The sequence below is a fragment of the Streptomyces sp. NPDC087428 genome (genome assembly GCF_044744085.1).
GTDB lineage: Bacteria > Actinomycetota > Actinomycetes > Streptomycetales > Streptomycetaceae > Streptomyces.
Window position 1 is genome coordinate 331,949 of the sequence record NZ_JBIUXR010000005.1, and the last position, 25,920, is coordinate 357,868.

Below are 25,920 nucleotides of genomic sequence, written 5' to 3' on the forward strand. Positions count from 1 at the left end.
GCGTCGGCTACCCGGCCGCCTTCCGGGCCGGGCGGGTCTCCGCGACGTACGACGGTGTGGCGGTACCGCGCCCGGACGACGCGGGCGCCGACCGGGTCCGGATCAACGACGACTCCCGTCAGCGGGGCCGGACCGGCGAAGTGATCACCGGCGGCCCCCGCGTCACGGCCGTGTCCACCTGGGCACCGACGGCCGCGGCATCCCGTACGCGGAACCCGAGTAAGGAACGAGAGACGCCATGCCGTCCCTGCGCGACGCGGCCCGTGGCCGCATCCTCTTCGGAGGCGACTACAACCCCGAGCAGTGGCCCGAGGAGGTGTGGGAGGACGACGCCCGGCTGATGAAGGAGGCCGGGGTCAACTCCGTCACCCTCGGTGTCTTCTCCTGGGCGAAGATCGAACCACGCCCCGGTGCACGGGAGTTCGGCTGGCTGGACCGGCTGATGGACCTGATGCACGAACACGGCATCGGCGTCGTCCTCGCCACCCCGACCGCCTCACCGCCCCCCTGGATGGGGGCGCGGCACCCCGAGACCCTGCCGCGCGCGGAGGACGGGTCGATCGTCTGGTACGGATCGCGCCAGCAGTTCTGCGCGAGCTCCCCCGTCTACCGGCGCTACGCCGCCGCCCTCACCGAGGACCTCGCGGCGAGGTACGCGGACCATCCGGCGCTCACCATGTGGCACATCAACAACGAGTACTGCACCCACTGCTGGTGCGACGAGACGGCCGCCCACTTCCGTCGCCGGCTGCGGAGCCGGTACGGCACGGTCGACGCGCTCAACGAGGCCTGGGGCACGGCCTTCTGGAGCCAGCGCTACGACTCCTGGACGGAGGTCCTGCCGCCGCGCAAGGCGCAGTACATGAAGAACCCGGCGCAGGTGCTGGACTTCAAGCGGTTCACCTCCGACGCGCTGATGGAGTGCTATGCCGCCGAGCGGGACATCGTCGCCCGGTACACCCCGCACATCCCGGTGACGACCAACTTCATGCCGCTGTGGTCGGGGCAGGACGCCTGGGCCTGGTCGGCCCAGGAGGACATCGTCTCCGTCGACATCTATCCGGACCCCAGGGACCCGCTGGGCGGCCAGTACAACGCGATGATCGCCGACATGACGCGCTCGCAGGCCGCCGGGCCGTGGATGCTCATGGAACAGGCCGCTGGCCCGGTCAACTGGCGGGGGGTCAACCACCCCAAGCCCGAAGGCCTGAACCGGCTCTGGTCGCTCCAGGCGGTGGCGCGCGGCGCGGACGCCGTCTGCTACTTCCAGTGGCGCCAGTCCCGGCAGGGCTCGGAGAAGTTCCACTCCGGGATGCTCAGCCACGCCGGCGAACAGGGCCGCACCTTCCGGGAGATCAAGCGGATCGGAGCGGAACTGGCGTTGCTCGGCCCGGCCGTCGGCGGCAGCGACGTCCACGCAGAGGTGGCGATCCTGCACGACTGGGACTCCTGGTGGGCGGGCGCCCAGGAGGGCAGGCCGTCCGCGCTGCTGGACTACACGGAGGTCGTGCGGGGCTGGCACCGGGCGCTGTGGGAGGGCGGGTTCGCCACCGGGTTCGCCCGGCCCGACGCCGATCTGAGCCGGTTCAAGGTGGTGGCCGTACCCCACCTGTATCTGCTCACCGACGCCGCGATCGACAACCTCGTGGCGTATGTGCGCGGCGGCGGGAGACTGGTCTGCGGCTTCTTCAGCGGGGTCGCGGACGTGGACGACCGGATCAGGCCGGGCGGCATGGACGTACGGCTGCGTGAGCTGTTCGGCATCAGGACCCTGCACGAGTGGTGGCCGCTCGACGCGGGCGCGGCCGTGGAGTGCGACGGCTTCCGGGGCGGGCTCTGGTCCGAGGAGCTGGAGGCGGAGGCGGGCACCGAGGTGGTGGCCGCCTACCGCGACGGCGAGCTGGCCGGGCTGCCCGCGGTGCTGCGCAGGGGCCGGGCCTGGTACGTGTCGACGCTGCCCGAACCGGAGGCGCTGCGCACGCTGCTCGGCGGGGTGGCACGGGAGGCCGGCGTGGAACCGGTGCTGGCGGGGCTGCCCGACGGGGTGGAGGCGGTCCGCCGCGGCGAGCTGCTCTTCCTGCTCAACCACGGGCGCGCCCCGGTCACCGTGGCCGTGCCCGGCGACCGGGAGGACCTGCTGACCGGCCAAGCGGTGCACGGCCGGGTGGAACTGGGCCGCCACGGCGTGGCCGTACTGAGAAGCGCCGCGCCGTGACCGGCCGCACCCGGGCCGACGGCACCTGGGAGCCGCGCCCCGCCGTCCGCTGGGAGGACGCCTTCCTCGGCGGCAACGGCCGGCACGGCGCCATGGTGTACGGGGATCCGGTCGACGACCGGGTCATCGTCAACCACCACACGCTGGTCCGGCCCAACGGCAGCGAGCACACCCGTCCGCCCGAGCTCGCGGGCCGGCTGGACCGGCTGCGGGACTCCCTGCTGGCCGGGGACACCACGGCCGGTGAGCGGTTCGGCGCCGGCCGGCCACTGGCCTGGGTGCAGCCCTTCCACCCGGCGTTCCAGACCCGGATCCGTCCCACCCCCGCCTCGGCACCCGCCCCCGGTGACGACACGGCGCTCACCGGCTACCGGCGCACGGTCGACTTCGCCACGGGTGAGATCACGGCCGTCTGCGAGGGCAGGCGCAGCCGGGTCTTCGTCTCCCGCGCGGACGACGTGATCGTCCAGTGCGTGTCCGGTCCGGGGCTCGCGGTGGATCTGACCCTGGACCACGCCCTGCCCGGCGCCCCGCCCCGGCTGGCGATCGGGCGCAGCACCGTACTGACCCCGGGCGGCGGCCGGCTGGCGTTGCGGGCGGGCTACCCGGACAGCGAACTCGCGTACACCGGGGTGACCGTCGTCCGGGCGGACGGCGGCAAGGTGTCGGTGTCGGGTGAGGGCATCCGCGTCGAGGGTGCGCGCGGCCTGCTGCTGCTCACCCGGGTGCGGCGCCACGCGGGCGACCTCGACCTCGCGGCGGAGTGCGCCGCACTGCCGGGGGACGGCTACCGGGAGCTGCTCGCCCGGCACCTTCCGCTGCACCGGCCGGCCTTCGAACGGGCCTCCCTGACCCTGGACGCCGATCCGGCCGAGCGCGCCCTGCCCGGGAGTGAGTTGGTCAGCCGTCCGGGCAGTCCCGCTCTGCTGGAGCGGCTGTTCGCGGCCGGGCGCTACCACCTGCTCTCGTCCTCCGGCGTGCTGCCTCCCCGGCTGACGGGTCTGTGGACGGGCGACTGGGACACCGCCTGGTCGGGGGCGTTCACCACCAACGCCAACCTCAACCTTCAGATCGCCTCGGCGGCGGCCGCGGCACTGCCGGAGGTGTCCTCGGCCCATGCCGCCCTGGTGTACGGCCAGCTCGGCGACTGGCGGGACAACGCGCGGGCGGTCTTCGGGGCGCGGGGCATCGTCGCCCCGTCCCACACCGACGGCGAGTCCGGCCACACCCGCCACTTCCAGCGCGCGTATCCGCTGCATCTGTGGACGGCCGGTGCGGACTGGCTCCTGGAGCCGCTGCTCGAACACGCCGAGACCACCGGGGTGACGGACCCGCGTCTGGTCGACGCCCTGGACGAGGCCGCCCTGTTCTACGAGGACTTCCTGACCCGCACCGCCCCGGACGGGACCGTCGCCGTCGTGCCCTCGTACTCGCCGGAGAACCGGCCCGCCAACGCGAGCTGGGTGACGGTCAACGCGACGATGGACGTCGCGGCCGCCCGCCACGCGCTGACCGTGTCCGCCGACCGCTCCCCCACCCACCCGGCGTCCGACCGCCGGCGCGCGCTCGCGGCCCGGCTCCCGGAGTTCTCCGTCAACAGGGACGGCGCACTGGCCGAATGGGCGTGGCCGGGCCTGGAGGAGAGTTACGACCACCGCCACCTCAGCCACCTCTACCCGGTGTGGCCGCTGGACGCGATCAATCCGTACGACACCCCTGACCTGTCGGCCGCCGCGCATCGCGCGCTGGTGCTGCGCGGATCGGAGAACGACTCCGCCCACGGGCATCTGCACCACGCGCTGATCGCCGCGCGGCTGCGGGACGCCGTCCGGGCCTCCGCCGCACTGGACGCCGTCCTCTCGGGCGACTTCTTCCACGACTCCCTGATGAGCGCGCACTATCCGGGGCGCGACGTCTACAACGCCGACGCCGCCCATGCGCTGCCCGCTGCGGTCATCGAGTCGCTCGTCCAGTCGACACCGCGACGGCTGGTCCTGCTGCCCGCCCCGCTCACCGGCTGTGCAGGCGGTGAACTGCGCGGCATACGTACCCGGTTCGGCGCGGGGCTGGATCTGCGCTGGTCAGCCGACGGCACCGCGACCGCGGTGCTGCACCCCGCCCGTGACGCCCGTGTCGATGTCCGCACGGGAGACGGCAGCACACTCACCGGTTCCTCCGCCGGCTCCACCGCTGCTCCGCTGGAGCTGACAGCCGGCGTGGACCGCGTCCTCGAACTGGGGCCGCGGTAGCACTCCCCCACCACCATGGAGGAGAGAACCTGGGACACCGACTCCGACGACGAGCTGATGCCCTGGGTCAACCTCAGCGGCGCCGTGGGCCCGCTCGGCACGCACTGCCGTCCGGTGTCACCTCGGGGCGGGGCCGGTGCTCTCCCGTACCGTCAGCTCCGGTGCCAGCAGCTCCACTTCGTCCGTGCCGCGGCCGGAGAGCTTCGCGATGACCTGTTCGACCGAGCGGCGCCCCATCTCCTGCGCCGGAATGGCCACCGAGGTCAGCCTCACCGATGCCTGGGTGGCCACCTGCTCGGGGCAGATCGCGACCACGGACACGTCCTCGGGCACGGCCCGGCCCTGCTGCCGCAGGAGGTTGAGCAGTGGCTCCACCGCCGACTCGTTCTGCACGATGAAGCCGGTGGTGCCGGGGCGCTCGTCGAATATCCGCGAGAGGGTCTGGCCCATCGCCGGATAGCCGCCCTCGCAGGGCCGGTGCAGAACCCTCACCCCGGCCTCCCTCGCCTTGGCCCGCACTCCGTCGACGGTCCGCTCGGCGAACCCGGTGTGCCGCTCGTACACCGCGGCCGCCTCACCGATCACCGCGACCTCACGGTGCCCGAGGCCGGCGAGGTGCTCCACACAGAGTGCCCCGGTCGCCTCGAAGTCGAGGTCCACACAGGTGAGTCCGTCGGTGTCGGCGGGCAGTCCGATGAGCACGGCCGCACGGTCGGTCTCGCGCAGCAGCGGCAGCCGTTCGTCGTGCAGTTCGACGTCCATCAGGATCATCGCGTCGGCGAGCGAGCTGCCGGCGATCCGGCGCACCGCGGCGGGACCTTCCTCACCGGTCAGCAGCAGGACGTCGTACCCGTGGGTGCGGGCCGTGGTGGCGACCGCGATGGCGATCTCCATCATCACGGGGACGTACATGTCGGTGCGCAGCGGCACCATGAGCGCGATGATGTTCGACCGGCTGCTGGCGAGCGCCCGCGCACCCGCGTTGGGGTGGTAACCGAGCTCCTTGATGCTCTGTTCCACCCGCTCCCGGGTGGGCACCGAGATGGATCGCTTCCCACTGAGGACGTAGCTCACCGTGCTCGCGGAGACTCCGGCGTGCTGTGCGACCTCGGCAAGGGTGACCATTCAGCTCTCCATCACAGAACGACGTCGGACACCGGCACGTATACCGGCCTGCACCGGCAGATTCGGCCAGACGTGCGAAGCGCTTCGACTTCCCATCATTTGGCTGTGACATGCACAGATAGTGCGAGCCTAGACCCGCACGCACAACGTGTCCATAGCCGTGTCGAAGCGCTTCGACTCACTGGTTCACGCCCTGTTCCGCGCCGCTGCCGACCGTCGTCCGGCTACCGCCACGATATGCCGGACAGCCGGCCCCGGACATCGGCGGGACCGGTGCGTCGGCGGTTCGTACGCGGCGTCGGTGACCGCCCTTCCGGCCCACGGCGCCAGGTTGGAGCGTGCGACGTATCAGACATCGGGCGGTGGCCGGCGGTACGCGCGCCGCTGCCCGGCCCGGGCGGGGACGTCGACCGCCGCGCCGCCCGGACTCAGGCGTCGAGCAGTACGGGGAAGGCCTCCATGTCGTTCTGCGTCATCACCGGAAGCTTGCGGATGTCCGCGTCCGGCACCGCGAGCCGCAGCCCGGGGAAGCGCCCGAAGAGGGCGGGCAGGGCTATCCCCGCCTCGACCCGGGAGAGCGCGGCACCGGGGCAGATGTGCGGGCCGTGGCCGAAGGTCATGTGCCGGATGGGGGTGGGCCGGGCGATGTCGAAGGCATCCGCGTCGGCACCGTGCTGCTCAGGGTCCCGGCCGATCACCCGGTAGGAGATGACCACGCCCTCGCCCTTGGCGATGACGTCGTCACCCACCTGGATGTCCTCGGTGGCGAACCGCATCAGCAGATGGGTGGTCGGGGTGTCCCACCGCAGCGTCTCCTCGATCACGGTCTCCCAGGAGACCTCCCCGTCGAGGACCAGCCGCAACTGTTCCGGGTGCGCCAGGAGCGCTCGTACGGCGTTGAGGATGAGCCCGATGGTGGTCTCGTGGCCGGCCGCGACCATCGCCTTGAGATTGCCCACCACCTCTTCCTCGGTGAGGGGCTCGCCGCCCTCCTCCGCGAGGATCAGCGCGGAGGTCAGGTCATCGGTGGGGCGTGCCGTCTTCTCGCGTACGAGCCCCGAGTAGAAGACATCCAACTCGGCGAGCAGGGCGAGCCGTTCGTCCTGCGGGGTGAGCATCGAGAAGAAGGCCTTGTACTGCCTGGTCAGCATGGCGTTCTCGGCGGGGTCCACGCCCATCAGCATGCCGACGACCCGCATCGGCAGCGGCTGCGCGAACACCGACTTGAGGTCGACGACGGCCCCGTCCCTGCCGCCGTCGGCGAGTGCGTCCAACAGCTCCCGGGTGAACTTCTCGATGTCGGGCCTGATGGCCTCCAGCCGGCGGGGCGTGAGCGCCTGGGAGGTCTTGGTCCGCAGCCGCCGGTGCTCGGCGCCGTCCACGGTGAACATGGACCGCCCGGCGTCGATCATCCCGATGAGCGGCCACGCATGCGTCACCTCGCCGCTCCGCCACAGCTCCCAGGCGTCGATGTCCTTCACCAGCCTCGGATCGACGAGGAGTTCACGTGCGTCGGCATACCGGGTGATGGTCCAGGCGGGTACGCCGAGCAGGTCGATCCGGGCGAGCCGCCCGGCGTCGCGCAGCCGCGCCGTCTCACCGTCCAGGTCCTGGACCATGGGGTCGATGACGACGGTCCCGCGGTCCGGGGCAGCTGTGTGCGCGGCGGCGTGAGGGCAGGTCACGAGAGGTCTCCTGTCGTACGAACGGGGGTGAACCGGACGGGGAGCGAGGTCGTCCCGCGCAGGAAGGCGGAGGGCCGCCGTACGAGGTCAGCGACGGCGACACCCAGCTCAAGGTCGGGCAGCCGGTCGAGCAGCACCTCGATGCCGGTACGCGCGATGGTCTCCGCGATCTCCTGAGCGGGGAAGGGGCACCGGTACTCGCCGTGGCTGAAGGCGAGGTGCGCGCCGTTGCCACCCTGGGCGGAGGCACCGTTGCCGGACAGGCTCTGCCGGATCAGCGGATCGGTGTTGGCTGCGCCGAGCCCGAGCAGCAGCATGTCCCCCGCCCTGATCCGCTGGCCGCCGAGCTGGGTGTCCCGGGCGGCCCAGCGTCCGGCGAGGATCTGGGTCGGCGCGTCCTCCCAGAGCACCGCGTTCATGGCCTCGGCCACGCTGCGCCGCCCGCCCGCCATCGATTCGGCGAACTCGTCCTCGGTGAGCATCAGCCGCAGGGAGTTACTGATCCAGTCGGCGGTGGTGAGGTGCCCGGCGGCCGTGATGGCCATCAGGTCGAGCATGTACTCCTCGTCGGTGAAGGCCTCGGGGAAGGCGAGCATCCGGGAGGTCACGTCATCCCTGGGCTCGGCCCGCTTGGCGGCGACCAGCCGCCGCATGTGTTCCCCGAAACGCAGATGGGCCTCCTGCGCCCCCGGACCGCCGTCGGCCAGGTCCTTCAACACCTGCGCGATGTCGGCGCCTTCGTCGTCGGGGAACCCGACCAGCCGGGCGAGGACGAGCACGGGTAAGGGCTCGCAGAAGTCGGCGACGAGGTCGGCGGTGCCCCGGCTGCACACGGCGTCGACCAGCCGGTCGGCCAGCTCCTCGCAGTGGTTGCGGATCTCGAACGGATCGGTCCCTTCGAGGGCGGGCCCGACCATCCGGGCGTGCCGCCGGTGCTCGTCCCCCGCGCTGAAGTAGATGGACGGCAGCGGCCGCCCGACCATGGGCAGCAGCGGCCAGTCCTCGGGGATGTGCTCCCACTGGTTCCACAGGCCGACATCGCGCGGGAACAGCTCGCCGTCGCTGGTGACTTGATGGAGTTCGCGGTATCCGATGACCAGCCAGGCGGGGAACCCGCCCGGCAGTTCCACGGGGACGACCGGCCCGTGATCACGGCGCATGGCACGGTAGACGGCCTGCGGCTCGGTCTGGAACGAGGGGCCGCTGAGCGGCACGGCCCCGGGCCTCGCGTGTGCGGGGCACTCCGGAGGGGGCGAGGCGGGCTCGGGCCGTGCGGAGGATGGGCGCGTCATCGTCCTGACTCCTGTGGCGGAAGCTTCACGCGTCACGATCGTTCGATCAACGCACGCCCACTATAAGGATTTTATGTGATGCCACGGCGGTCAACGGCGATCAAATGTGCAGCCAGAGCGAAGCAACTGGCAGATATCCCCGCACAATTGACCAACATCTTCGGGTACCGCCCCGGCCACCCCGAGCCGGTGCGCGGCCGAGTGCGCCCGCATGGACAGACAGAACGGACAGGGCCGAAACGCGCCCGGCCGGACCCGGACTACGACCGCCCGGAACCCTGGACGTCGCACAACTCCCCGCTCTCAAGGGCCACGTTGACGAGCGAGGCGGCCGGGTCGTCTCCGTCCACCAGCTTCAGCGCGTGCCAGCGGGACAGCCAGTACACGCGTCCGCGGTGACCGGCGAGTGTCTCCCGCAGCGCGTCCGGAGAGTGCGTCCAGACCGCCGGAAGGGCGCCCGCGTAGTCGAACGCGGCACGCAGCACGACCCATCCGTCGTCCCGGACGTCACTGGCGGTCAGCAGTATCTCGACGGCCTGGCCGGGCTCCTGCCGGCACTTCTTGGCATGGATCCAGTGCACCTGATGGCCTGCGGCGTACCGGTCGCAGCCGTCGCTCCGCACGGAGCCGTTCTCGGTGAGATGACGCAGCATGGTGGGTCCCGCCTTCCGGGGGTGATGGACCCCGAGCGCTCTGCACCGCGGTCCGCTGTTCCCCGTACCTCGCGCACGGGGCAGGTCGTCACCCGGAGCACCCGCAGCGGAGCGGGGTGCCGTCCAGCCAGCCGGGGCTGCGCGCTGGAACTCATGACCCGACGAAAACCCTAACGCACCCGTGGGACACACCCCGACGGACGGTGCACGCACAGCCGACGGATGGTCAGGGGAGGCGCAGGCGCGGGCCGGACCCGACCCGCGCCCCCTTGCCCCCCCCCGCCACGCAGACGGCAGCTCGCTCAGCCGGTGGCGAAGCCCGGGTCGCTCGTTCCGGCCTCGCCCGTCTCGACGTGCCCGGCGAACCGCCGAAGGAACGTGGCGTCCGCGTCCGACACCACCGTGATGTCGTACCAGCGCTTGCTTCCGCGCAGGTCAACGGTGTGCTTCACGGTCGCACCCGCACGCACCGCGAAGGTCTGCGCCCCGCCGCCATAGGCGTCCCCGTTGCGTACGGTCAACTGGACGGTCCCCGTACCGGCATGAGTCAAAGCCAGTACGAGCCCGCCGCTCGACGGGTCATGACGTGCGGTCACCTCCGGCCCTGCCGCCTTTCCTGGCCCCCGGAAGGCGCGCAGGAATCCGTTCGGGCCGTGCACGGTGAGGTCGGTCACGCCCTTCGAGTAGGCCGTGTTCCAGCTGTCGGCGAGCGTCTTGCCCGCCTCGGTGGTGTAGGTCCAGGGCCCGTCGGTGCGGTTCGCCGACGTCACCAGGAACTGCGCCCCGGCCGCGTCGCCGCCGCTGAAGGTCAGCCGATACTTCCCGGAGGCCGGGTCGGCCGCCCCGTCCACGAGGGGCGCGTACCGCAGCGGCCGGGTGGGCCGCGAGCCGGGCTCCTGCCTGGGCACACTGCCGGAGACCGGCGGCACCGGCACGTAGTCGGGGTGCCGGCCGTTGTCCGGCGGCGCGTATCCGTCCGTGGAGGGCAGCGAGGCGGGTGCGGTGTCGGTACGGCTGAAGTCGAAGGCCGAGGTCAGATCGCCGCAGACGGCGCGCCGCCAGGGCGAGATGTTGGGCTCGTGGACGCCGAAGCGCTCCTCCATGAACCGGATGACGGAGGTGTGGTCGAAGACCTCCGAACACGAGAACCCGCCGGTGCTCCACGGGGACACGACCGTCATGGGCACGCGCTGGCCGAGGCCGTAGGGCCCGGCCGCGTATCGGAGGTCGCCGGGGAAGTGGTCGGCGGAGGTGTCCACGGTGGAGAGCCCCTGCGCGGCCCCGGACGGGACGAACGGCGGCACGACGTGGTCGAAGAATCCGTCGTTCTCGTCGTAGGTGACGAAGAGGGCGGTCCGGCCCCACACCTCGGGGTTGGCGGTCAGCGCGTCCAGCACCTGCGAGATGTACCAGGCGCCGTAATTGGCGGGCCAGTTGGGGTGTTCGCTGTAGGCCTCGGGCGAGACGATCCACGAGATCCGGGGAAGCGTCCCGGCCCGGACATCGGCCTTGAGGTCGTCGAGGAGCCCGTCACCGTTCTTGACGTCGGTACCGGTGCGCGCCTTCTCGAAGAGGGGATCACCGGGCTTGGCGTCGCGATAACTGTTGAAGTAAAGAAGCGAGTTGTCGCCGTAGGTCCCCCGGTAGGCGTCGTCGATCCACCCCCAGGAGCCGGCGGCGTCGAGCCCGTCACCGATGTCCTGGTAGACCTTCCACGACACCCCGGCCTCCTCCAGCCGCTCGGGGTAGGTCTTCCAGCCGTACCCCTTCTCGTCGTTGCCCAGCACGGGCCCGCCGCCGGTGCCGTCGTTGCCGGTGTACCCGCTCCACAGGTAGTAGCGGTTCGGGTCGGTGGAACCGAGGAACGAGCAGTGGTACGCGTCGCAGACGGTGAACGCGTCGGCGAGCGCGTAGTGGAACGGGATGTCCTCACGGTTGAGGTGCGCCATCGTCGTAGCGGTCTTGGCGGGCACCCACTGGTCGTACGCGCCCTTGTTCAACGCCCAGTGTCCCCCGGCCCAGTCGTGGTTCAGGTCCTGGAGGAACTGCAGCCCGAGATCGTCGGCCGGCGGCCGGAACGGCAGCACCTCCTTGCCGAGAATGTTCTTCTGGTGCCACACCGGCTTCCCACTGGGCAGCGTGACCGGACGCGGGTCACCGAATCCGCGCACACCCTTCATGGTGCCGAAGTAGTGATCGAAGGAACGATTCTCCTGCATCAGTACGACGATGTGCTCGACGTCCTTCAGCGTGCCCGTGCGGCCCTTCGCGGGCAGGGACGCGGCACGGGCGATGCTGCTCGACAACGCGGAGAAGGCGACCGTGCCTCCGGCGAGTTGCAGGAGGCGGCGACGGTTCAGTTCTGCCATGAGTGAGGGCCTCTGTGGGGTGAGGGGGCGTAAGGGCGAAAGCGACTGGAGTGTTCCAGAATCGATATGCCCAGGGAAGACCCTTGCAGTGTGCACGCGGTGGCATTCGGCCGAACAACCGGAGACGGGAGGGCGGAGGCTCCCGCACACAGCCCGGACCGAGGCCTCCACCGCCGCGTCCGGATACGCGCGGATGCCGCGAAGCCGGGCCGGGCCACGCGGTCGGCTCGGTGGTGAAAGAGAAAGCGGCCGGGCCGGTTTGCCGTGAGCGATCCCGGAAAGGCGCGGGGAGCCAACTGACCCTCAGGAAAGCGATGTTGCCTATGCGTGCAAGATCCGCACGAACCTCCGGCATCCTGACCGCGGCGCTGCTGCTCTCGGCCGCCGCCGTCGCTCCGACAGCCGGCGCGGCCGTCCGGGACACGGCCGGACCACTGACCGGTGACGGTGGCGCCCCGCACTGCACAGTGAATGCGGCGTCCGGCAGTGAGCATTGTTACCGGACATTCACGGAGGCCATCGAGGCCGCCAGCGGCGGCCGGATCACGGGGGCACCACGCTCCGCGACCGAAGCGGTACGCAGCGACGCGTTCCGGGCCCGAATGACCGCCCAGGCACAGGACGGCGTCATCCAGGGGACCTTCTTCGAGGACGAGCAGTACGGCGGGGCGTCACTCACCGTCTGGGGCGCCGAGCCGTGCGTGAAGGACGGCTGGGTCAACTTCCAGTTCGACCTCGCGGACGACTGGAAGAACCGCATCTCCTCCGTACAGCCCTGGGGCGGCTGCGCGCTCTGGCTCTACCCGGAGCCCGGACTGAACGGTGACCGGGACGGCCCGTTCGAGGACAACAGCCCGGCCATCGGGTCGTTCATGAACGACCGCACCCAGTCCATCGGCTTCAGCTGACCGCCCGCCCCACCGGGCACTCCCGTTCCCCCTCCCCCCACAGGCACGATCACCCCCCACGGAGATCACCCATGACAGTGAAAATCCGGCTCCCCCTGCTTCTGGCGGCGCTCGTCACCGCGGGCAGCGCCGTCCTGGTCGCTCCCGGCACCGCCCTCGCCGAGGACCAGCCCACCATCCGTGAACTGCTCGACAAGTGCGACAACGGGACCGACAGCTGTGTGTTCCACCCCGACGGGGCGCCCGAGATATCGATGGGCGAGGCCCACCAGGTGGGCGACTCCGCCTTCAACTGCACCCCGGACAGCCAGACCTCCACCGTCGGCTGGTCGGACACGACGGGCGAGTCCAACAGCGTCGGCGTCTCCCTGACCGCGGAGTACGGCTTCTCGCTCGTCTTCAAGATGAGCATCACGGCCACCTACGGGCACACCTGGGAGACTTCGCACACCGAGTCGGAGCTGACGGCCGTGAACGTCCGGCCGGGCGAGGTCGGCTGGGTGACCCGCGAGGCCCAGATGCAGCACGTGAGCGGTACGTACGAGCTGCACTTCCCGGACCGCTTCTACGGCCACTACTACTGGTACGTGCCCTTCGACGCGACGGGCCCGATGCCGGACGCGCCGAGCACCAAGACGCAGCACACCCGGGCGATGACCGATGAGGAGAAGGCGGACCACTGCGGCTGACGCCACGCGGTGCCGGCGGCCAGGTCACACATCAGGCAGATGGGGCGCGTCGGCAGCGGTGACCGCGGCTGAGCCACTGTCCGGTAGCCCGCCTTCGCGTCGAGGTTGCCCTCACCCTGGCTGACGCAAGTCCCTCCCGACCGCGGTCGGGAGGGACTTGCGGTCGCTCGGAGCCGGCCGACACCCTGCCCCGGAGGTGTCCCGTCATCCGGAGCGACGGCGATGGGCCCGCTGCCGGCACGTAGCACCGCAGTAGCGTGCCGGGCGCCCCGCGGTCCTGGCCTCGAACTCGGCCCCGCACTCCTCGCACCGCGTTCTCATTGCGTGACGCCCGCCGGGCCCGTAACGAAACGCATGCCCTTCCGTGACCGAGGCCGGCCCCCGCAGGCCCTCCAGCGCCAGGTGGACCATGCGGACTCCCCCGGCGCCGTCCCGATGGGCGGCCCGCATCGTCGCGCACCCGACGATGAGTACGGCGACGTCGTCCGAGCCGAGGTCGGAGCGGACTCCACCGGCCTGCTGGGCCGCGCGCAGCAGCTCGCCCAGTGCCTGCCGGAACTGGCGACCCGACGCGGCGAGCATCGGTCGCGGCCAGCTGGTGTCAGTGGTCACGAGGTCACAGACGTGCCTGCGCCCGGCGGACTTGTCGATGGTCTCCAGAAGGAACCCGAAGAAGGCCGCGGTGGGAGGGGCCTGGGCGGCCCATCGCCGGGCGGCGGCGACCAGATCCTCGACGTGCTGGACGAGCACGGCCTCCAGCAGGGTCTCCTTGCTCGGGAAGTGCCGGTACACCGTGCCGGTGCCGACCCCCGCCTGCCGTGCGATCTCGCTGAGCGACACGTCGAGTCCCTGAACGGTGAACGCGCCCACGGCGGCGACGAGCACCTTCGCGCGGTTGCGCCGGGCATCCGCCCGGCCGGTGTCAGGGGGAGCAGGAGCCATGTCACGTAATCCCTTGTCCGTCCGACTCAACCGGGTGCAGGATTCCACATCGTCCCCGGGGCAGCCACGCCGACCGTGCCCCCGAAACTCCCCGGGGCGGAGGATGACATGGCTGTTCACCCGTCAGACCCCGCGTCCGGTCCCGGCGCTCGTCCCGAGGACCGACTCGTCGCCGTGACCGGCGCGACCGGCAAGCAGGGCGGCGCCACCGCACGTCGCCTCCTGGCGGCCGGCAGACCGGTGCGTGCGGTCGTACGTGACACGACCGCACCCGCCGCCCTCGCGCTGCGGGCTGCCGGGGCCGAGCTCGCCCGGGGCGACTTCGACGACCCGGCGAGTCTGCCGGCGGCGCTGGAGGGGGCCTCGGCCCTGTTCGCCGTGCCGCCCGTCGCGTACGGGCCGGCCGGCACCGACGTGGAGCGGGAATTCGTCCGCGGCCGGGCCCTCGCGGACGCCGCGGCCGCGGCCGGAGTCGGGCACGTCGTGTTCACCGGCATCGCGTCCACCCGGGACGGGCTGGCCGTGGCTGAGGGCAAAGAACGAACAGAGCACTACCTGCGCGAGCGGATCCGTCTGGTGACGGTGCTGCGCCCGGTGCGGTTCATGTCGAACTTCCTCGCGTCGTGGGACATCGGCCTGGACCGCATCGTCGACGGTGTGCACCGCCACGTCTTCCCGCCGGACGAGCCCGTCCAGGTCATCGCGCTGGAGGACATCGCGGAGTTCGCCGCGCTGGCATTCGACGACCCCGACCGGTTCGCCGGCCGGACACTGGAGCTGGCCGGGGACGCCCCGACCCCGGCGCAGGCGGTCGCCGCCATCACCGAGGCGACCGGCACGGCCGTGCGCTACGAGCAGCTCACCCACGACGAGGCCGCCGCGCTCAGCCCCGAGATCGCCCGCGTCAGGGAACGTTGGGCAGCCGGCGCGCGCTGGCACGCCGACATCGAGGTCCTGCGCGTGGTGCACCCCGGACTGCGCACCTTCGCGGACTGGCTCGCGGAGTCCGGCGCCGCTGCGCTCAGCGCCGGATTCCTTTCCTCCCGAGCCCCGTCGGTGCAGGCGGGCTGAGCCGTACGGTGCGTGCGCGAGGGACGCGGGAGCCCGGCTCGGCTGCTCCAGGGGATGAGTTGTCGCCCAGCCCCCCATAGACCCCTGTCAGACCCCCTGAGGTCCCCTGAGGTTCCCTGAGGGACAACCCCCAGGAAAGTCGGGGAGAAACCGGGTCGTGGGGAGGACGACGGATCCGTAGGTTCTGGGGTGAGATCTTCGTACCGCCCGATACAGCCTCCGGAGGCATTTCGTGACCGCCCCAACCCCTCAGCCGACGCGCACTCCTCGCGCGCTTGTCGCGGCCTTCGTGCGCTTCGTGGTCTGCGGCGGTGGGGTCGGGGTCGCCTCCAGCGGGGTGCTGGTCCTGCTCCACGACCGGATGCCGCTGGCCGTGGCGAACGCTCTGGTGACGGTCGTGTCCACGGTGATAGCGACCGAGCTGCACAGCCGGATCTCGTTCCGGAGCGGGCGCCGGGGATGGGGCGTCCACCTTCAGTCCGGACTGACCGTCGCCGTGAGTTACGCCTTCACGACCGGGGCGCTCCTCTGCCTGTACGCGTTCCGGGCCGAGCCGTCGGCGCTGGTCGAGCAGAGTGTCTACCTGTCGGCGTCGGCGCTCGCCGGGGTCGGCCGGTTCGCGCTGCTGCGGGTGGTGGTCTTCGGGGAGCGGAAGGCAGGCCGGTCCCGTACCGGGGTGCTCGGCAGGACTGCCGTGGCCATGGCCGCCTGACCGGGAAGGGCGGACCGTCTTCCTCGGGCGCGCCTGCCGTCGGCACCGATTGGATATCGTGGCTGGTCGGCCGGGCAGTCGCGCGGCCCGTGAGTGGAGGGGCGGGGCGCAGGTGGCACAGGAGCGGGCCGGATGGGTGCGGGTGCCGGTCGGGGACGGTGCCGTGCGGTGGGCCACACGCGGGAAGTGTCTGCGGGTGCTGGTCGTCGTGCACAACGTGACCTCCGCCACCCGGCTCCTCGACGTGCTGCCGCTCTTCGACGGTGATCTGCGGATTCAGCTCCTCGCCACCTGCCCGGAGTCCTCCGCGTTCTCGGCCGGTACGGCCGAACTCCTGGCCGGCACCGGGTTGCCGGTGCTGCCGTGGGAACAGGCCGTCGAGACGCCGGTCGACCTGGCCGTCTCCGCCAGCTTCGGGGGCCGACTTGAGCTCTTGCGTGGCAAGTTGACGATCCTTTCGCACGGTGTCGGATACACTAAAAGGCTGGCTACACCGGACACCGGACACCGGACACCGGACACCGGATCGGGGGCGGGGACGCGGACGCGGACAGAAGCCGATCCCGCACCCGTGTTCGGGCAGGCCCCGCAGTGGGTCCTGGCCAATGGCGTGCCCATCGCGGACGCCCTCGTCCTCTCCCATCCCGAGCAGTGCGACCGGCTGCGCGCCGCGTGCCCCGAGGCCGCGCCGACCGCCGTGCTCGCCGGTGATCCCTGCTTCGACCGGGTACTCGCCGCCCGTCCCTACCGCGAGCGGTTCCGCCGGGCGCTCGGGGTACGGGCGGGACAGCGGCTGATCGTCCTCAACTCCACCTGGAATCCGGAGTCCTTCTTCGGGGACGGCGGCGCGGGCGGCGACGACCTGCTGCCCGCACTGCTGCCTCGGCTGGCACGCGAGTTCCCCGTGGACGAGTACCGGTTCGCCGCCGTCCTGCACCCCAACATCTGGCACGGCCACGGTCCCGGTCAGGTCCGGGCCTGGCTGGACCGGGCGCGGCGCTGCGGGCTGGTGCTGATCGATCCGCTGGAGGGGTGGCGGCAGGCCCTGGTGGCGGCCGACGCGGTGGTCGGGGACCACGGGTCCGTCACCTTCTACGCGGCGGCGCTCGGCACTCCGGTGCTGCTGGCGGCGGCTCCGCTGCACGAACTCGACCCCGGGGCGCCGGTCTCCGACTTGATGCGGGAGGCGCCCCGGCTCGATCCCCGTGGGCCGTTGCGCGAGCAGATCGACCGGCTCGTCGAGGACCATCGGCCGCTGCCGGGACCCGCCGCGTACACGACCTCCGTGCCGGGCGAGGCCGCGGTCCGGCTGCGGAGCCTGTTCTACTCGATGATGGGCGCGGCGGAGCCGGAGTGGCCCGCCTCGCTGGACCCGTTGCCGCTGCCCGGCCACGAGCCCGTGTCCGTCACGGCTCCCCTCCATGTGCTGACCCGGGTGCCGTGGCCGGGCGAGGTCGTGGTGACCCGTTGGGCGGGCCCCCCGCCGGCCGCCGAGTGTGCCGGCGGGGAGGTGCACATCGCCGTGCACGAGGACACCCGCGACGTGGACCAGCTGGAGCTGGCCGATGTCATCTTCCGGGACGGTCTTCCCGACGATCCCCGCTTCGGGTCTCCGGCCGTCTGGACGCAGGAGGTGTTGCAGCGCCGTCCCGGCTGTGCGCTGGCCGCCTTCACGGTCGGCCCTGCCGAGTGTGTCGTGCGGACCCGGGGCGGGGAGCCGCTGCGTCTGTTGTCCTCGCCGGAGGCGGCGGTGGACCCCGCTGCCTCCGCCTCGGCTCTCCACGCACTGCTGGGGGCCGGGGAGGCCGGCGGCGACGTCACGGCGACGCGGCTCGCGAAGCTGGTGGCGGACGGCGGGTTCGCGGTCCGCGTCGGGGCCCGGCGGGTACGGGTACGGGTCGCCGGCCTCCACCCCGGGTGACACGGACTCAGCCGGTGCCGCGCTCCTCGGCCGTGCAGCGCTCGCGCATGGACCGCAGATGGGCCACGTGGTACTCGGCGCTCTGGCCGCCCAGCGTCGTGATCGCCGCCTCGATCAGCGGGCGTGCGGCCGCGGAGTCCGACGCGTCCAGCCAGGTCTCGGCCAGGTCGGTCAGGGTCCGGGCCGTGTTGTACGTGTCCCCCTGGGCCCGGAAGTGGCTCAGTGCCGTCCCCAGCCGGTCCCGGGACTCCTCGAACCTCCCGAGGCCGCGCAGGGCCCGGCCCCGGTGGCGCTCCAGCAGGGCACGTGCGCGGGGGACGTCGGCGGTCCCTTCGTCCTGAGGCCCCATCGTGAGCAGGACGGCGTCCGCCGCCTCGAAGCACGCGTAGGCCTCCTCGAACCGCCACTGACGCAGCCGCAGCAGTCCGAGGAACTCCGTCGCCGACGCATGGCCCCGCTTGTGGCCCGCCGCCTCCTCGGCCCGCGCGGCCGCGAGCGCCTCCGCCTCCGCCTCGTCCCACTGGCGCAGCTCGGTCAGGGTGTGCGCGAGTTGGGCGTGCAGTGCTCCCGCGTCCGCCGTTCCCGGCAGGTGGGTGTCGGCGAGCCGTGCTCCGACGCGCAGTGCGGGCAGCAGCATCTCGTGGCGGCCGGCCTTGAGTTGCAGCGGCCACAGGGAGCGGCAGAGCCGTACGGCCGAGGCCGGGTCGCCCGACTCCTCGGCGCAGTGGACGGCCTGGATCAGGTTGCCGCACTCGGCGATCAGGGCGTCGAGCGCCTCGCCCCGGCTCTCGAAGGCCGGGGTTTCGAACACCGGGGTTTCGAACGCCGGGGTTCCCTGGGCCGGGGGTGCGGGGACCCGCCAGCTCTCCGGCAGTGCCTGATGGGCCGCCGATGTCGACAGACGGACATACCAGCGCAGGGCTCTGGCCATCGCGGCCGAGCACGCGGCGATGCCGTCCTCCTGTACGGCGACGGCCTCGGCGTGTCCGCGGACCGCGGGGCGGTAGTGGTAGCGGGCCTGGCCGTCAGCGGTGGTGTTGTGCTCCAGCAGGAGCCCTTCCGCCAGTTCGTCCAGTCGTCGGGCGGCGTCCTCGGGTGTCGTGCCGGTCGCGTGCGCGGCCACCGCGGCGTCGAGGGCGGGCCAGTCGCGCACGGCCATCAGGCGGTACAGCTTCGCCGTCGCCGGTTCCAGCGAGCGGTAGGTGTCCTGCGCCGCCGCCCGGACGGGGTCGGCATCGGCGGCCGGGCCGGAGGCGGGTTCGGTGAGGCGGGGTGCCGCCGCGCGCAGGGCGTACGGCGATCCGCCGCACCGGGCGAGGACGGAGGGCAGGGTGGCGCGGGCCGCGTTGACGGCCGGCTTGTCCAGGAGCTGGGTCAGCAGCCGTACCGCGTCCTTGTCCGTCAGCGGGCCGACGGGAACGCGTACCGCGTCGAGGCCGGGGAACGGACGACGGGCCACCACGATCATGAACACGGCGGGCGCGGAGGTGAGGAGCGGCCGGACCTGGGCGGCCGAGTGCGCATGGTCCAGGACGATCAGCAGCTTCCGGTCCGCCACGCAGCGGTGGAAGAACTCACTCAGCTCTCCGGCAGAGGTCGGCATCTCCTCGTCCCGCACACCGAGTTGGCGCAGCAGGCTGCGCAGTACGGTCCCCGCGTCGCGTGCGGCAGCGGTGCCGCCGGCCAGGTCCGCGTAGAGCTGCCCGTCCGGGAACATGGCCGCTTGGCGCACTCCCCAGTGCACCGCCAGCGTGCTGGTGCCCATGCCCTCGGCTCCGTGCACCAGGGCCAGCCTCGGGGTTCCGTCCGCACGGCGCGAGGCCTCGCGGTCGAGGCTCTTCAACGCCTCCTTGCGGTCGGTGAAGAACCTGATCGAGGCGGGGAGGCCCGGCTGCCCGGCGGCAGGTGCGAAGTCCGTTCCCGGCCCCCGGCCACCACCGCTCACCCGGTTCGCGAACGCCGTCCACGAGGAGGCGAGCCGAGGGTCGCGGCGGAGCCGGTCGGACACCATGCGGGCCACCGCGTCCAGTTCGTCCGGTGCGGTGGGCGCCGGGATCTCGCGGCCGGCGATGCGGCGGACGAATCCGCCCGTCGACTCCCACGCCCACCTTCCGGCCTCGTTGGCCATTCCCGAGCCGACCGCACCGAGCACCGCCGTGACGGCCGTCAGCGAAATGGGATCCAGCATGTCGCGCACTCCCCGTTCCCGGTGTTCCGCGCGGTGCGCCCTCCCCGGCACCGCCGCTGCCACCGTGCGGATGCAATCTACCGAGTCCGGCGGCGCCCCGTGCGACACCGCGTGCCACGGCCGGGGTTGGCTATCCTGACGAACGTTCCAGGTGATCACGGTGGCCGTGCGGGCCGCGGCACGGGCCGCGCACCCGCCGGAGGGGGAGAGTCACGTGCAGGGTGCTGCGGCGAGCCGGGGGTCGGTCAGGAAGGCCGAGCAGGCGTGGAATCAGGCGATGCTGCTGATGCGGCAGGGGGACACCGCGGGGGCGTCCGCGCAGTTCGCGCTCGCCGCGTCCCACGATCCGGCCGCCGCCGACGCGTGGCTCGGCCTCCATGCGACCGGGCAGGATCAGCAGGGGGCCCTGGACGCCATGCTCCGGACCTCCGGGGCGTTCGGCGCGCTGCGCACGAAGTTCGGGCTGCCCCTCCGGTCCACGTTCCAGATCGGCCACTACGTCACCTTCCGGCTGGAGAACGCACGAGACCTGTGGCTGGCCGCGATGTCCTCGCTGCTGGACAACGGCCGGCTCGACGAGGCCTGGGCCGGGCTGTCGACCGCGCAACTGGACTGTGACGAGACCCGGTTCGTCTACACGCGGTACGCGTTCCTCAAGGAGGACTGGGCCCTCGTGCTGAGGTTCGCCACCGGAATCGGTGACGCGTTCCTGCGCGACGAGTCGCAGCTGTACGTCGGTGCGTCGCTCTTCGCCCAGGGCGTCCACCACGAGGCCCTGAACGTGCTCGCTCCGCTCCCCGGGAAGCTGGAGAAGGGCAGCAGGTTCGATGCCGAGACCAAGTACTTCATGGGGCGGTCGCTGGAGGAGCTGGGGCGGAAGGAAGATGCCCTGAAGCGGTACCAGTACGCCTTCCGGTGCTCGCCGGACCTCTTCGACGTGGATGTCCGCGCCCAGGCCCGCCCGGCGCCTGCCCCGGCCGCCCCGCTCACCCCCGAGGCGGCTCCGGACGGTGCTCCCGCGCGGCCCTCCGGCGAGCCGGCGCCGTCCGTACCGGCCTCGGCGGGCTCTCCGTCGCCGCGGACCGGGCCCGGTGGCGGCGCGGAGAGCGGCGGCGGGGGCGGGCCGTCGGCGCAGGAGCGGGCCGCCCTGCTGGCCGAGGCCCAGGAGTCCCTCGCCGGCATGATCGGTCTCGAACCGGTGAAGCGCCAAGTGCTCACCCTCATCGCCCAGTTGCGCATGGCCGCGCTACGGGAGGAGCAGGGCCTTCCCGGGGGTGCCAAGCCCCGGCACTTCGTCTTCGCGGGGCCGCCGGGCACCGGCAAGACGACGGTGGCCCGCATCATCGGCAAGGTCTTCGCCGGGCTCGGCCTGTTGCGGTCCGGTCATGTGGTCGAGGCCCAGCGCGTCGATCTGGTGGGGCAGCACCTCGGGTCCACGGCCATCAAGACCACCCAGGTCATCGACTCCGCGCTGCACGGGGTGCTGTTCATCGACGAGGCGTACGCCCTGTCCAACAGCGGATACAGCGGCGGCGACGCGTTCGGGGACGAGGCGATGCAGGTGCTCCTGAAGCGGGCCGAGGACGACCGGGACCGGCTCGTCGTCGTACTCGCCGGATACCGCGCCGAGATGGCCGGTCTGCTGGCGAGCAACCCCGGTCTGGTGTCCCGCTTCAACACGCGCGTCGACTTCCCCTCGTACTCCGCCGAGGAACTCGTCCGCATCGCCCGGTCCGTGCTGGCCTCCCAGGGCGACGAGCCCGATGCCGGGGCCGTCGAAGTCCTCGGTTCCCTGTGCGCGGCGATCGTGGACGGCGGGATGGCCGACACCGTGGGCAACGCCCGGTTCGCACGCGAGCTCTGCCAGAAGGCCTCCGCGCAACGGGACCTGCGGCTGTACGCCGCACACACCGACAGCACACCGACCCGGGAGGAGATGGTCACCGTGCTCGCCCGGGACGTGGTCGCCGCACACGATGAGCTCATGGAGTCCCACGGCCTCGCGGGTGAGGCCGAGGGAGCCGGCGGTGGCGGCGGGTAGCCGGCGCCGCCTGTCACCCGCCGCGTCACGGCGCCGTGAAGTACTCCGGGAAGCGCGGCCCGAGCCACGGCTTGCGTCCCCAGGCGAGGACCCGTCCCCTGGCCATCGCGCCCACCGGGGAGATACGGCCGAGCGCCATCAGCAGGAACGTGACCGGCTCGATGGAGATCGTGCAGTCCGGGCGGTCCGGCGGCCGGTGGCCCACCGACACCGCGCCGTCGGTGAAGGTCACCCCGAAGCGGTCGCCGCCCCACAGCCGGACCGTGTAGCGGGCGGTGAGACCCGCCGTGGCCCCGGCGTCGGTGACCCGCGGCATGGCCAGGACGAGGAAGGGCAGGGTCAGCCCGGCCCCGGGCCGGTCGACCATGTGCGGGCGCCTCAGGGCCCGCGCCAGGTCGTAGCCGTGGCCCAGCATGTGCGTCAGGAGGTACGAGCCGAGGACCGCCCGGTTCATCGGACCCATCGGCGTCATCAGCTCCTCGTCCGCGGGGTGTTCGGCGACCGCGTCGAGGAACGCGGCGGTCTGCGCCACGATCGTCGCGGCCAGTGGCTCGCCCTCGCGCTCGCCGAACGCGGCGAGGGCCCGCTCGTTGGCTGCGGCCAGCCCCTGGGGGGTGCCGTCCCCGTAGTCGCGCGCGTGCCCGGCGGCCACCTCCGCCATCAACTGGTTGGCCTGCGCGAGATGCGCCGCCGCCTCCCCCACGGTCCACTCCGACCTGGGAACCGGCAGCCCGGTGTCGGGGGCGTCGCGCAGCAGCGCCGCGATCTCGGCGGCCGCCGCCCGTAGCGCGTCGGCCAGCCCCTCGGGCAGTCTGCCCCGGATGTCGTGCTCCGCCACCGGCTCCACCCTGTTACCGCCCTCGTGAACGCCGTGCCTCGCACGTACGGACACTGCTCCGCGCGCACGCGCACGGACCTGCCGCACACACCTGTTACCTGCGGGTACACAAGAGCAGGCAGCGGGCCCCGGGGGCAAGAGGTCGGCGACCGCGGTTCGAACCCCTCTACGATCGAGCGCGTGTGCGCAAACGTGATCGTCGCTGAAGACGACGAGAAGCAGGCCGAACTCCTCCGCCGATACCTCGAACGGGAAGGTCACTCCGTCACCCTCGCCGGCGACGGCCTCGCGGCCCTCGACCTGGTCAGGCACCGGGAGCCGGACCTGCTGGTCCTCGATGTGATGATGCCGCGTGCCGACGGCCTGGATGTGGTGCGTGTCCTGCGCGCCGAGTGCCGGGAGTTGCCGGTACTGATGCTGACGGCCCGCACGACCGAGGACGATCTGCTGCTCGGACTCGATCTGGGTGCGGACGACTACGTGACCAAGCCGTACAGCCCGCGTGAGCTGATGGCCCGGGTCCGTACGCTGCTGCGCCGCAGCAGACGCGCCACCGGCGCCGAACCGGCCGATGCCGCACTGCTGACGGTCGGGGCGCTCGTCGTCGACCCGACCCGGCACGTGGTGTCGGTCGGCGGCGAGGCCGTGGACTGCACGCCCGGCGAGTTCAGGATCCTCGCCGCGCTCGCGGCCGAGCCCGACCGGGTCTTCTCCCGGCAGCAACTGCTCGCGGAACTGCACGGTTTCGACCGGTACATCAGCGACCGGACGGTCGACGTACACGTCATGAACCTGCGCAAGAAGATAGAACCCGCCCCGCGCCGGCCGGTCCGGCTGCTCACCGTCTTCGGCGTCGGATACAAGCTGACGGACCCGGCCAAGGCTGCGACACGTGCGTCGTCGTAGCGGAGCGCGTCTCCACGACGGGGCGCACAGCACCTCCCCCGGCTCCGAGCGGCGGGCGCGGCTGCCGTTGCGCAAGAGCCTCCTCGCCCGGCTGCTGGCCGTATCCGCGCTGGTGGCGGCCTGTTCGGTGGCGGCCACCGCCTGGCTCGCCGTCCAGACGACATCCGGCGCGATCCGGCAGGAGCAGGGGCAGAACCTCACCGCCGATGCCCGGATCTACCACAGCCTGCTCGGTTACGCGGCGGCTCATCCCACCTGGGAGGACGTCGGGGGGACGGTGCGTGAGCTGGCCAGGAAGTCCGGCCGGCGGATCGCGCTGACGACGGAGCGGCGCGATCCGCTCGCCGACTCGGCCGACCCGGCGTCGTCGCCCGAGCTGCCGGCGCAGGCCTCGGCGATCGTCGACCCGCTGTCGGTGGACACCGCGCTGGCGGCCGAGACCGCGGGCGCCTCCGGCGCCCCGGCCGACCGGGTCGATCCGCGAGCGGTCGGGCCGTTCCGGCTGCCCGCCTCGGAACGCGAGGAGTTGCAGCAGATCGCCGACCGGAACGTGGTCTGCCTCAGCAGGTCCGGGATCGCCTCGGACGTGGTCCGCAGCGCGAGCGGCCGCCCTCGGATCCAGGTGGTGGGCAACGACCCCGACCGTCTCCAGGGCACTCGCTGCACCACCGACGTCCTGGACAGTCCGACGGCCACCGAGAAGAAGGCGCTGAAGTCCCTCAACCAGCTGGCCGACGCATGTCTGAAGCGCCAGAACCGCGCCGGCGTGGACCTGAAGCTCGATCTGTCCTGGGGGCAGGCGCCGGAGCCCCGGCCCGCGGACGCGATCGTCAGCAAGGCGCCGAGCCAGGCGCCCAGTCCCGTGCCGACCTCCCGGCCCACGGCGGTCTCGCCCAGCGTCTCTCCGGAAACCCGCCCCTCGACCGCCGTCGGCAACGGCGAGGACGGGCGGGCCATCGCCTCGTGCGTCGGTACGGCCCGTCGTGAACAGCTCGGTTCGTACGTCGCCTCGCCCGCCCTGCTGTTCATCAGCGACACCGGCGGCACCACGGTGCCCGGTTTCGATCTCTCACCGGCCAACACCGCCAGGATCGCGGGCACCGCGGCGCTCGTCCTCGCTCTCACCGTCGGCGCGTCGGTACTCGTGGGCGCACGGCTTGTACGCCCGCTGCGCGCGCTGACGGGCGCCGCCCAGCGGATGCGGGACGGCGAGGACAACGTGCCCGTACTGGTCGCCGCGGACAACGAGATCGGGCGGCTCGCCGCCACCTTCAACGACATGTCCGCCCACCGCGCCCGGCTGGAGGCCCAGCGCAAGGCCATGGTCAGCGACGTCGCCCATGAACTGCGCACCCCGCTCAGCAACATCCGCGGCTGGCTGGAGGCGGCACAGGACGGCGTGGCCGAGCCGGACCCGGCGTTCATCGCCTCGCTGCACGAGGAGGCGGTGCTGTTGCAGCACATCATCGACGACCTCCAGGACCTGGCCCAGGCCGACGCGGGCGCGCTGCGGCTGCATCCCGAACCGGTACGGATCGAGGACCTGCTGAACCAGGTCGCCGCCGCACACCAGGCGCGCGCCGAGACGGCCGGGGTCGCGCTGACGGTGCTCCCCGCGCCACCGGGCCACCCGGTCCCCGGGCTGACGGCCGATCCGGTCCGGCTGCGCCAGGCCATCGGCAATCTGGTCTCGAACGCGGTCCGCCACACCCCGTCCGGTGGGAAGGTCACCCTCCGTCCGTACGGCTCCGAGTCCGGGGAGGCGGTGCTGGTGGACGTCACCGACACGGGCAGTGGCATTCCGCCCGAGGACCTCGGTCATGTCTTCGACCGCTTCTGGCGCGGCGAGAAGTCCCGCAGCCGCCGTACGGGGGGCAGCGGGCTGGGCCTGGCGATCGTACGGAAACTCACGGAGGCGCACGACGGTTCGGTCACGGCGGTGAGCGTGCCGGGACAGGGGTCGGTGTTCACACTCCGCCTCCCTGCCGACCGCGGTGGCCCGCCCGGGGACGGTTCGCCGGAGGCCGGCCCGGCCGACGGCCTCTCGAACGACGCCCGCGACGGCGCCGGGAGCGGTTCCGGGCAGCCCTGATGCGATGACCACAGCGTTCTGACA

The 25,920-nt window shown here is 72.2% G+C and carries 18 protein-coding genes and 1 riboswitch; of the genes, 10 read left to right on the plus strand and 8 right to left on the minus strand.

What is annotated here, in order from left to right:
- The first annotated feature begins 238 nt into the window (after nt 1–238).
- Complete coding sequence (locus ACIO3R_RS13105) at nt 239–2,215, plus strand: beta-galactosidase (protein WP_402105542.1); 1,977 nt, start codon at nt 239–241, stop codon at nt 2,213–2,215.
- The gene (locus tag ACIO3R_RS13110; protein WP_402105544.1) at nt 2,212–4,464 is read left to right on the plus strand and encodes a glycosyl hydrolase family 95 catalytic domain-containing protein; all 2,253 of its coding nucleotides are present in this window, start codon (nt 2,212–2,214) and stop codon (nt 4,462–4,464) included. Before ACIO3R_RS13105 ends, ACIO3R_RS13110 begins: the two co-directional genes overlap by 4 nt.
- Before the next feature lie 117 nt (nt 4,465–4,581).
- Here the strand turns inward: ACIO3R_RS13110 and ACIO3R_RS13115 are convergent, their stop codons facing one another.
- The 5 genes from ACIO3R_RS13115 to ACIO3R_RS13135 all read right to left on the minus strand — a co-directional run bounded on the left by ACIO3R_RS13115 (nt 4,582) and on the right by ACIO3R_RS13135 (nt 11,588).
- On the minus strand, nt 4,582–5,589 hold the full coding sequence (locus tag ACIO3R_RS13115; RefSeq protein WP_402105546.1) for a LacI family DNA-binding transcriptional regulator: 1,008 nt from the start codon (nt 5,587–5,589) through the stop codon (nt 4,582–4,584).
- 428 nt (nt 5,590–6,017) lie between these two features.
- Nucleotides 6,018–7,274, minus strand: coding sequence for a cytochrome P450 (locus tag ACIO3R_RS13120; protein WP_402105548.1), 1,257 nt, complete (start codon nt 7,272–7,274; stop codon nt 6,018–6,020).
- Nucleotides 7,271–8,566: a cytochrome P450 gene (locus tag ACIO3R_RS13125; RefSeq protein ID WP_402105549.1), complete on the minus strand. Its 1,296-nt coding sequence runs from the start codon at nt 8,564–8,566 to the stop codon at nt 7,271–7,273. Before ACIO3R_RS13125 ends, ACIO3R_RS13120 begins: the two co-directional genes overlap by 4 nt.
- A 260-nt stretch (nt 8,567–8,826) precedes the next feature.
- Nucleotides 8,827–9,219: a hypothetical protein gene (locus ACIO3R_RS13130; RefSeq protein WP_402105551.1), complete on the minus strand. Its 393-nt coding sequence runs from the start codon at nt 9,217–9,219 to the stop codon at nt 8,827–8,829.
- 49 nt (nt 9,220–9,268) lie between these two features.
- Nucleotides 9,269–9,378: riboswitch (SAM riboswitch) on the minus strand.
- Between the two features lie 143 nt (nt 9,379–9,521).
- Complete coding sequence (locus tag ACIO3R_RS13135; protein WP_402105552.1) at nt 9,522–11,588, minus strand: phosphocholine-specific phospholipase C; 2,067 nt, start codon at nt 11,586–11,588, stop codon at nt 9,522–9,524.
- Between the two features lie 323 nt (nt 11,589–11,911).
- On the opposite strand from ACIO3R_RS13135, the gene ACIO3R_RS13140 reads away from it, so the two are divergent.
- Complete coding sequence (locus ACIO3R_RS13140; protein WP_402105554.1) at nt 11,912–12,496, plus strand: hypothetical protein; 585 nt, start codon at nt 11,912–11,914, stop codon at nt 12,494–12,496.
- 71 nt (nt 12,497–12,567) lie between these two features.
- Nucleotides 12,568–13,185 (plus strand): hypothetical protein, encoded by a 618-nt coding sequence (locus ACIO3R_RS13145; RefSeq protein ID WP_363024961.1) that lies wholly within the window; start codon nt 12,568–12,570, stop codon nt 13,183–13,185.
- Between the two features lie 204 nt (nt 13,186–13,389).
- On the opposite strand, the gene ACIO3R_RS13150 is transcribed toward ACIO3R_RS13145, so the two are convergent.
- Nucleotides 13,390–14,127, minus strand: a complete 738-nt coding sequence (locus ACIO3R_RS13150; RefSeq protein WP_402105556.1) for a TetR/AcrR family transcriptional regulator — start codon at nt 14,125–14,127, stop codon at nt 13,390–13,392.
- A gap of 108 nt (nt 14,128–14,235) precedes the next feature.
- On the opposite strand from ACIO3R_RS13150, the gene ACIO3R_RS13155 reads away from it, so the two are divergent.
- From ACIO3R_RS13155 to ACIO3R_RS13165, 3 genes are all read left to right on the plus strand, one after another.
- Nucleotides 14,236–15,198 (plus strand): NmrA family NAD(P)-binding protein, encoded by a 963-nt coding sequence (locus tag ACIO3R_RS13155; RefSeq protein WP_402105558.1) that lies wholly within the window; start codon nt 14,236–14,238, stop codon nt 15,196–15,198.
- A gap of 232 nt (nt 15,199–15,430) precedes the next feature.
- Complete coding sequence (locus tag ACIO3R_RS13160; protein WP_402105559.1) at nt 15,431–15,910, plus strand: hypothetical protein; 480 nt, start codon at nt 15,431–15,433, stop codon at nt 15,908–15,910.
- A gap of 112 nt (nt 15,911–16,022) precedes the next feature.
- Nucleotides 16,023–17,831: a hypothetical protein gene (locus ACIO3R_RS13165; RefSeq protein WP_402105561.1), complete on the plus strand. Its 1,809-nt coding sequence runs from the start codon at nt 16,023–16,025 to the stop codon at nt 17,829–17,831.
- Nucleotides 17,832–17,838: 7 nt separating this feature from the next.
- Here the strand turns inward: ACIO3R_RS13165 and ACIO3R_RS13170 are convergent, their stop codons facing one another.
- Nucleotides 17,839–20,019 (minus strand): tetratricopeptide repeat protein, encoded by a 2,181-nt coding sequence (locus tag ACIO3R_RS13170; protein ID WP_402105563.1) that lies wholly within the window; start codon nt 20,017–20,019, stop codon nt 17,839–17,841.
- A 214-nt stretch (nt 20,020–20,233) separates the two neighbouring features.
- Between ACIO3R_RS13170 and ACIO3R_RS13175 the strand changes: the two genes are divergently transcribed.
- Nucleotides 20,234–22,060 (plus strand): AAA family ATPase, encoded by a 1,827-nt coding sequence (locus tag ACIO3R_RS13175; protein WP_402105565.1) that lies wholly within the window; start codon nt 20,234–20,236, stop codon nt 22,058–22,060.
- A 25-nt stretch (nt 22,061–22,085) separates the two neighbouring features.
- Here ACIO3R_RS13175 and ACIO3R_RS13180 read toward each other — a convergent pair whose 3' ends face one another.
- The gene (locus ACIO3R_RS13180) at nt 22,086–22,898 is read right to left on the minus strand and encodes a maleylpyruvate isomerase family mycothiol-dependent enzyme (RefSeq protein WP_402105567.1); all 813 of its coding nucleotides are present in this window, start codon (nt 22,896–22,898) and stop codon (nt 22,086–22,088) included.
- Between the two features lie 180 nt (nt 22,899–23,078).
- On the opposite strand from ACIO3R_RS13180, the gene ACIO3R_RS13185 reads away from it, so the two are divergent.
- Nucleotides 23,079–23,804, plus strand: coding sequence for a response regulator transcription factor (locus ACIO3R_RS13185; protein WP_385039775.1), 726 nt, complete (start codon nt 23,079–23,081; stop codon nt 23,802–23,804).
- Entirely contained in the window at nt 23,791–25,896 is a 2,106-nt protein-coding gene (locus ACIO3R_RS13190; RefSeq protein WP_402105569.1) for a sensor histidine kinase, read from the plus strand. Before ACIO3R_RS13185 ends, ACIO3R_RS13190 begins: the two co-directional genes overlap by 14 nt.
- Nucleotides 25,897–25,920 lie beyond the last annotated feature (24 nt).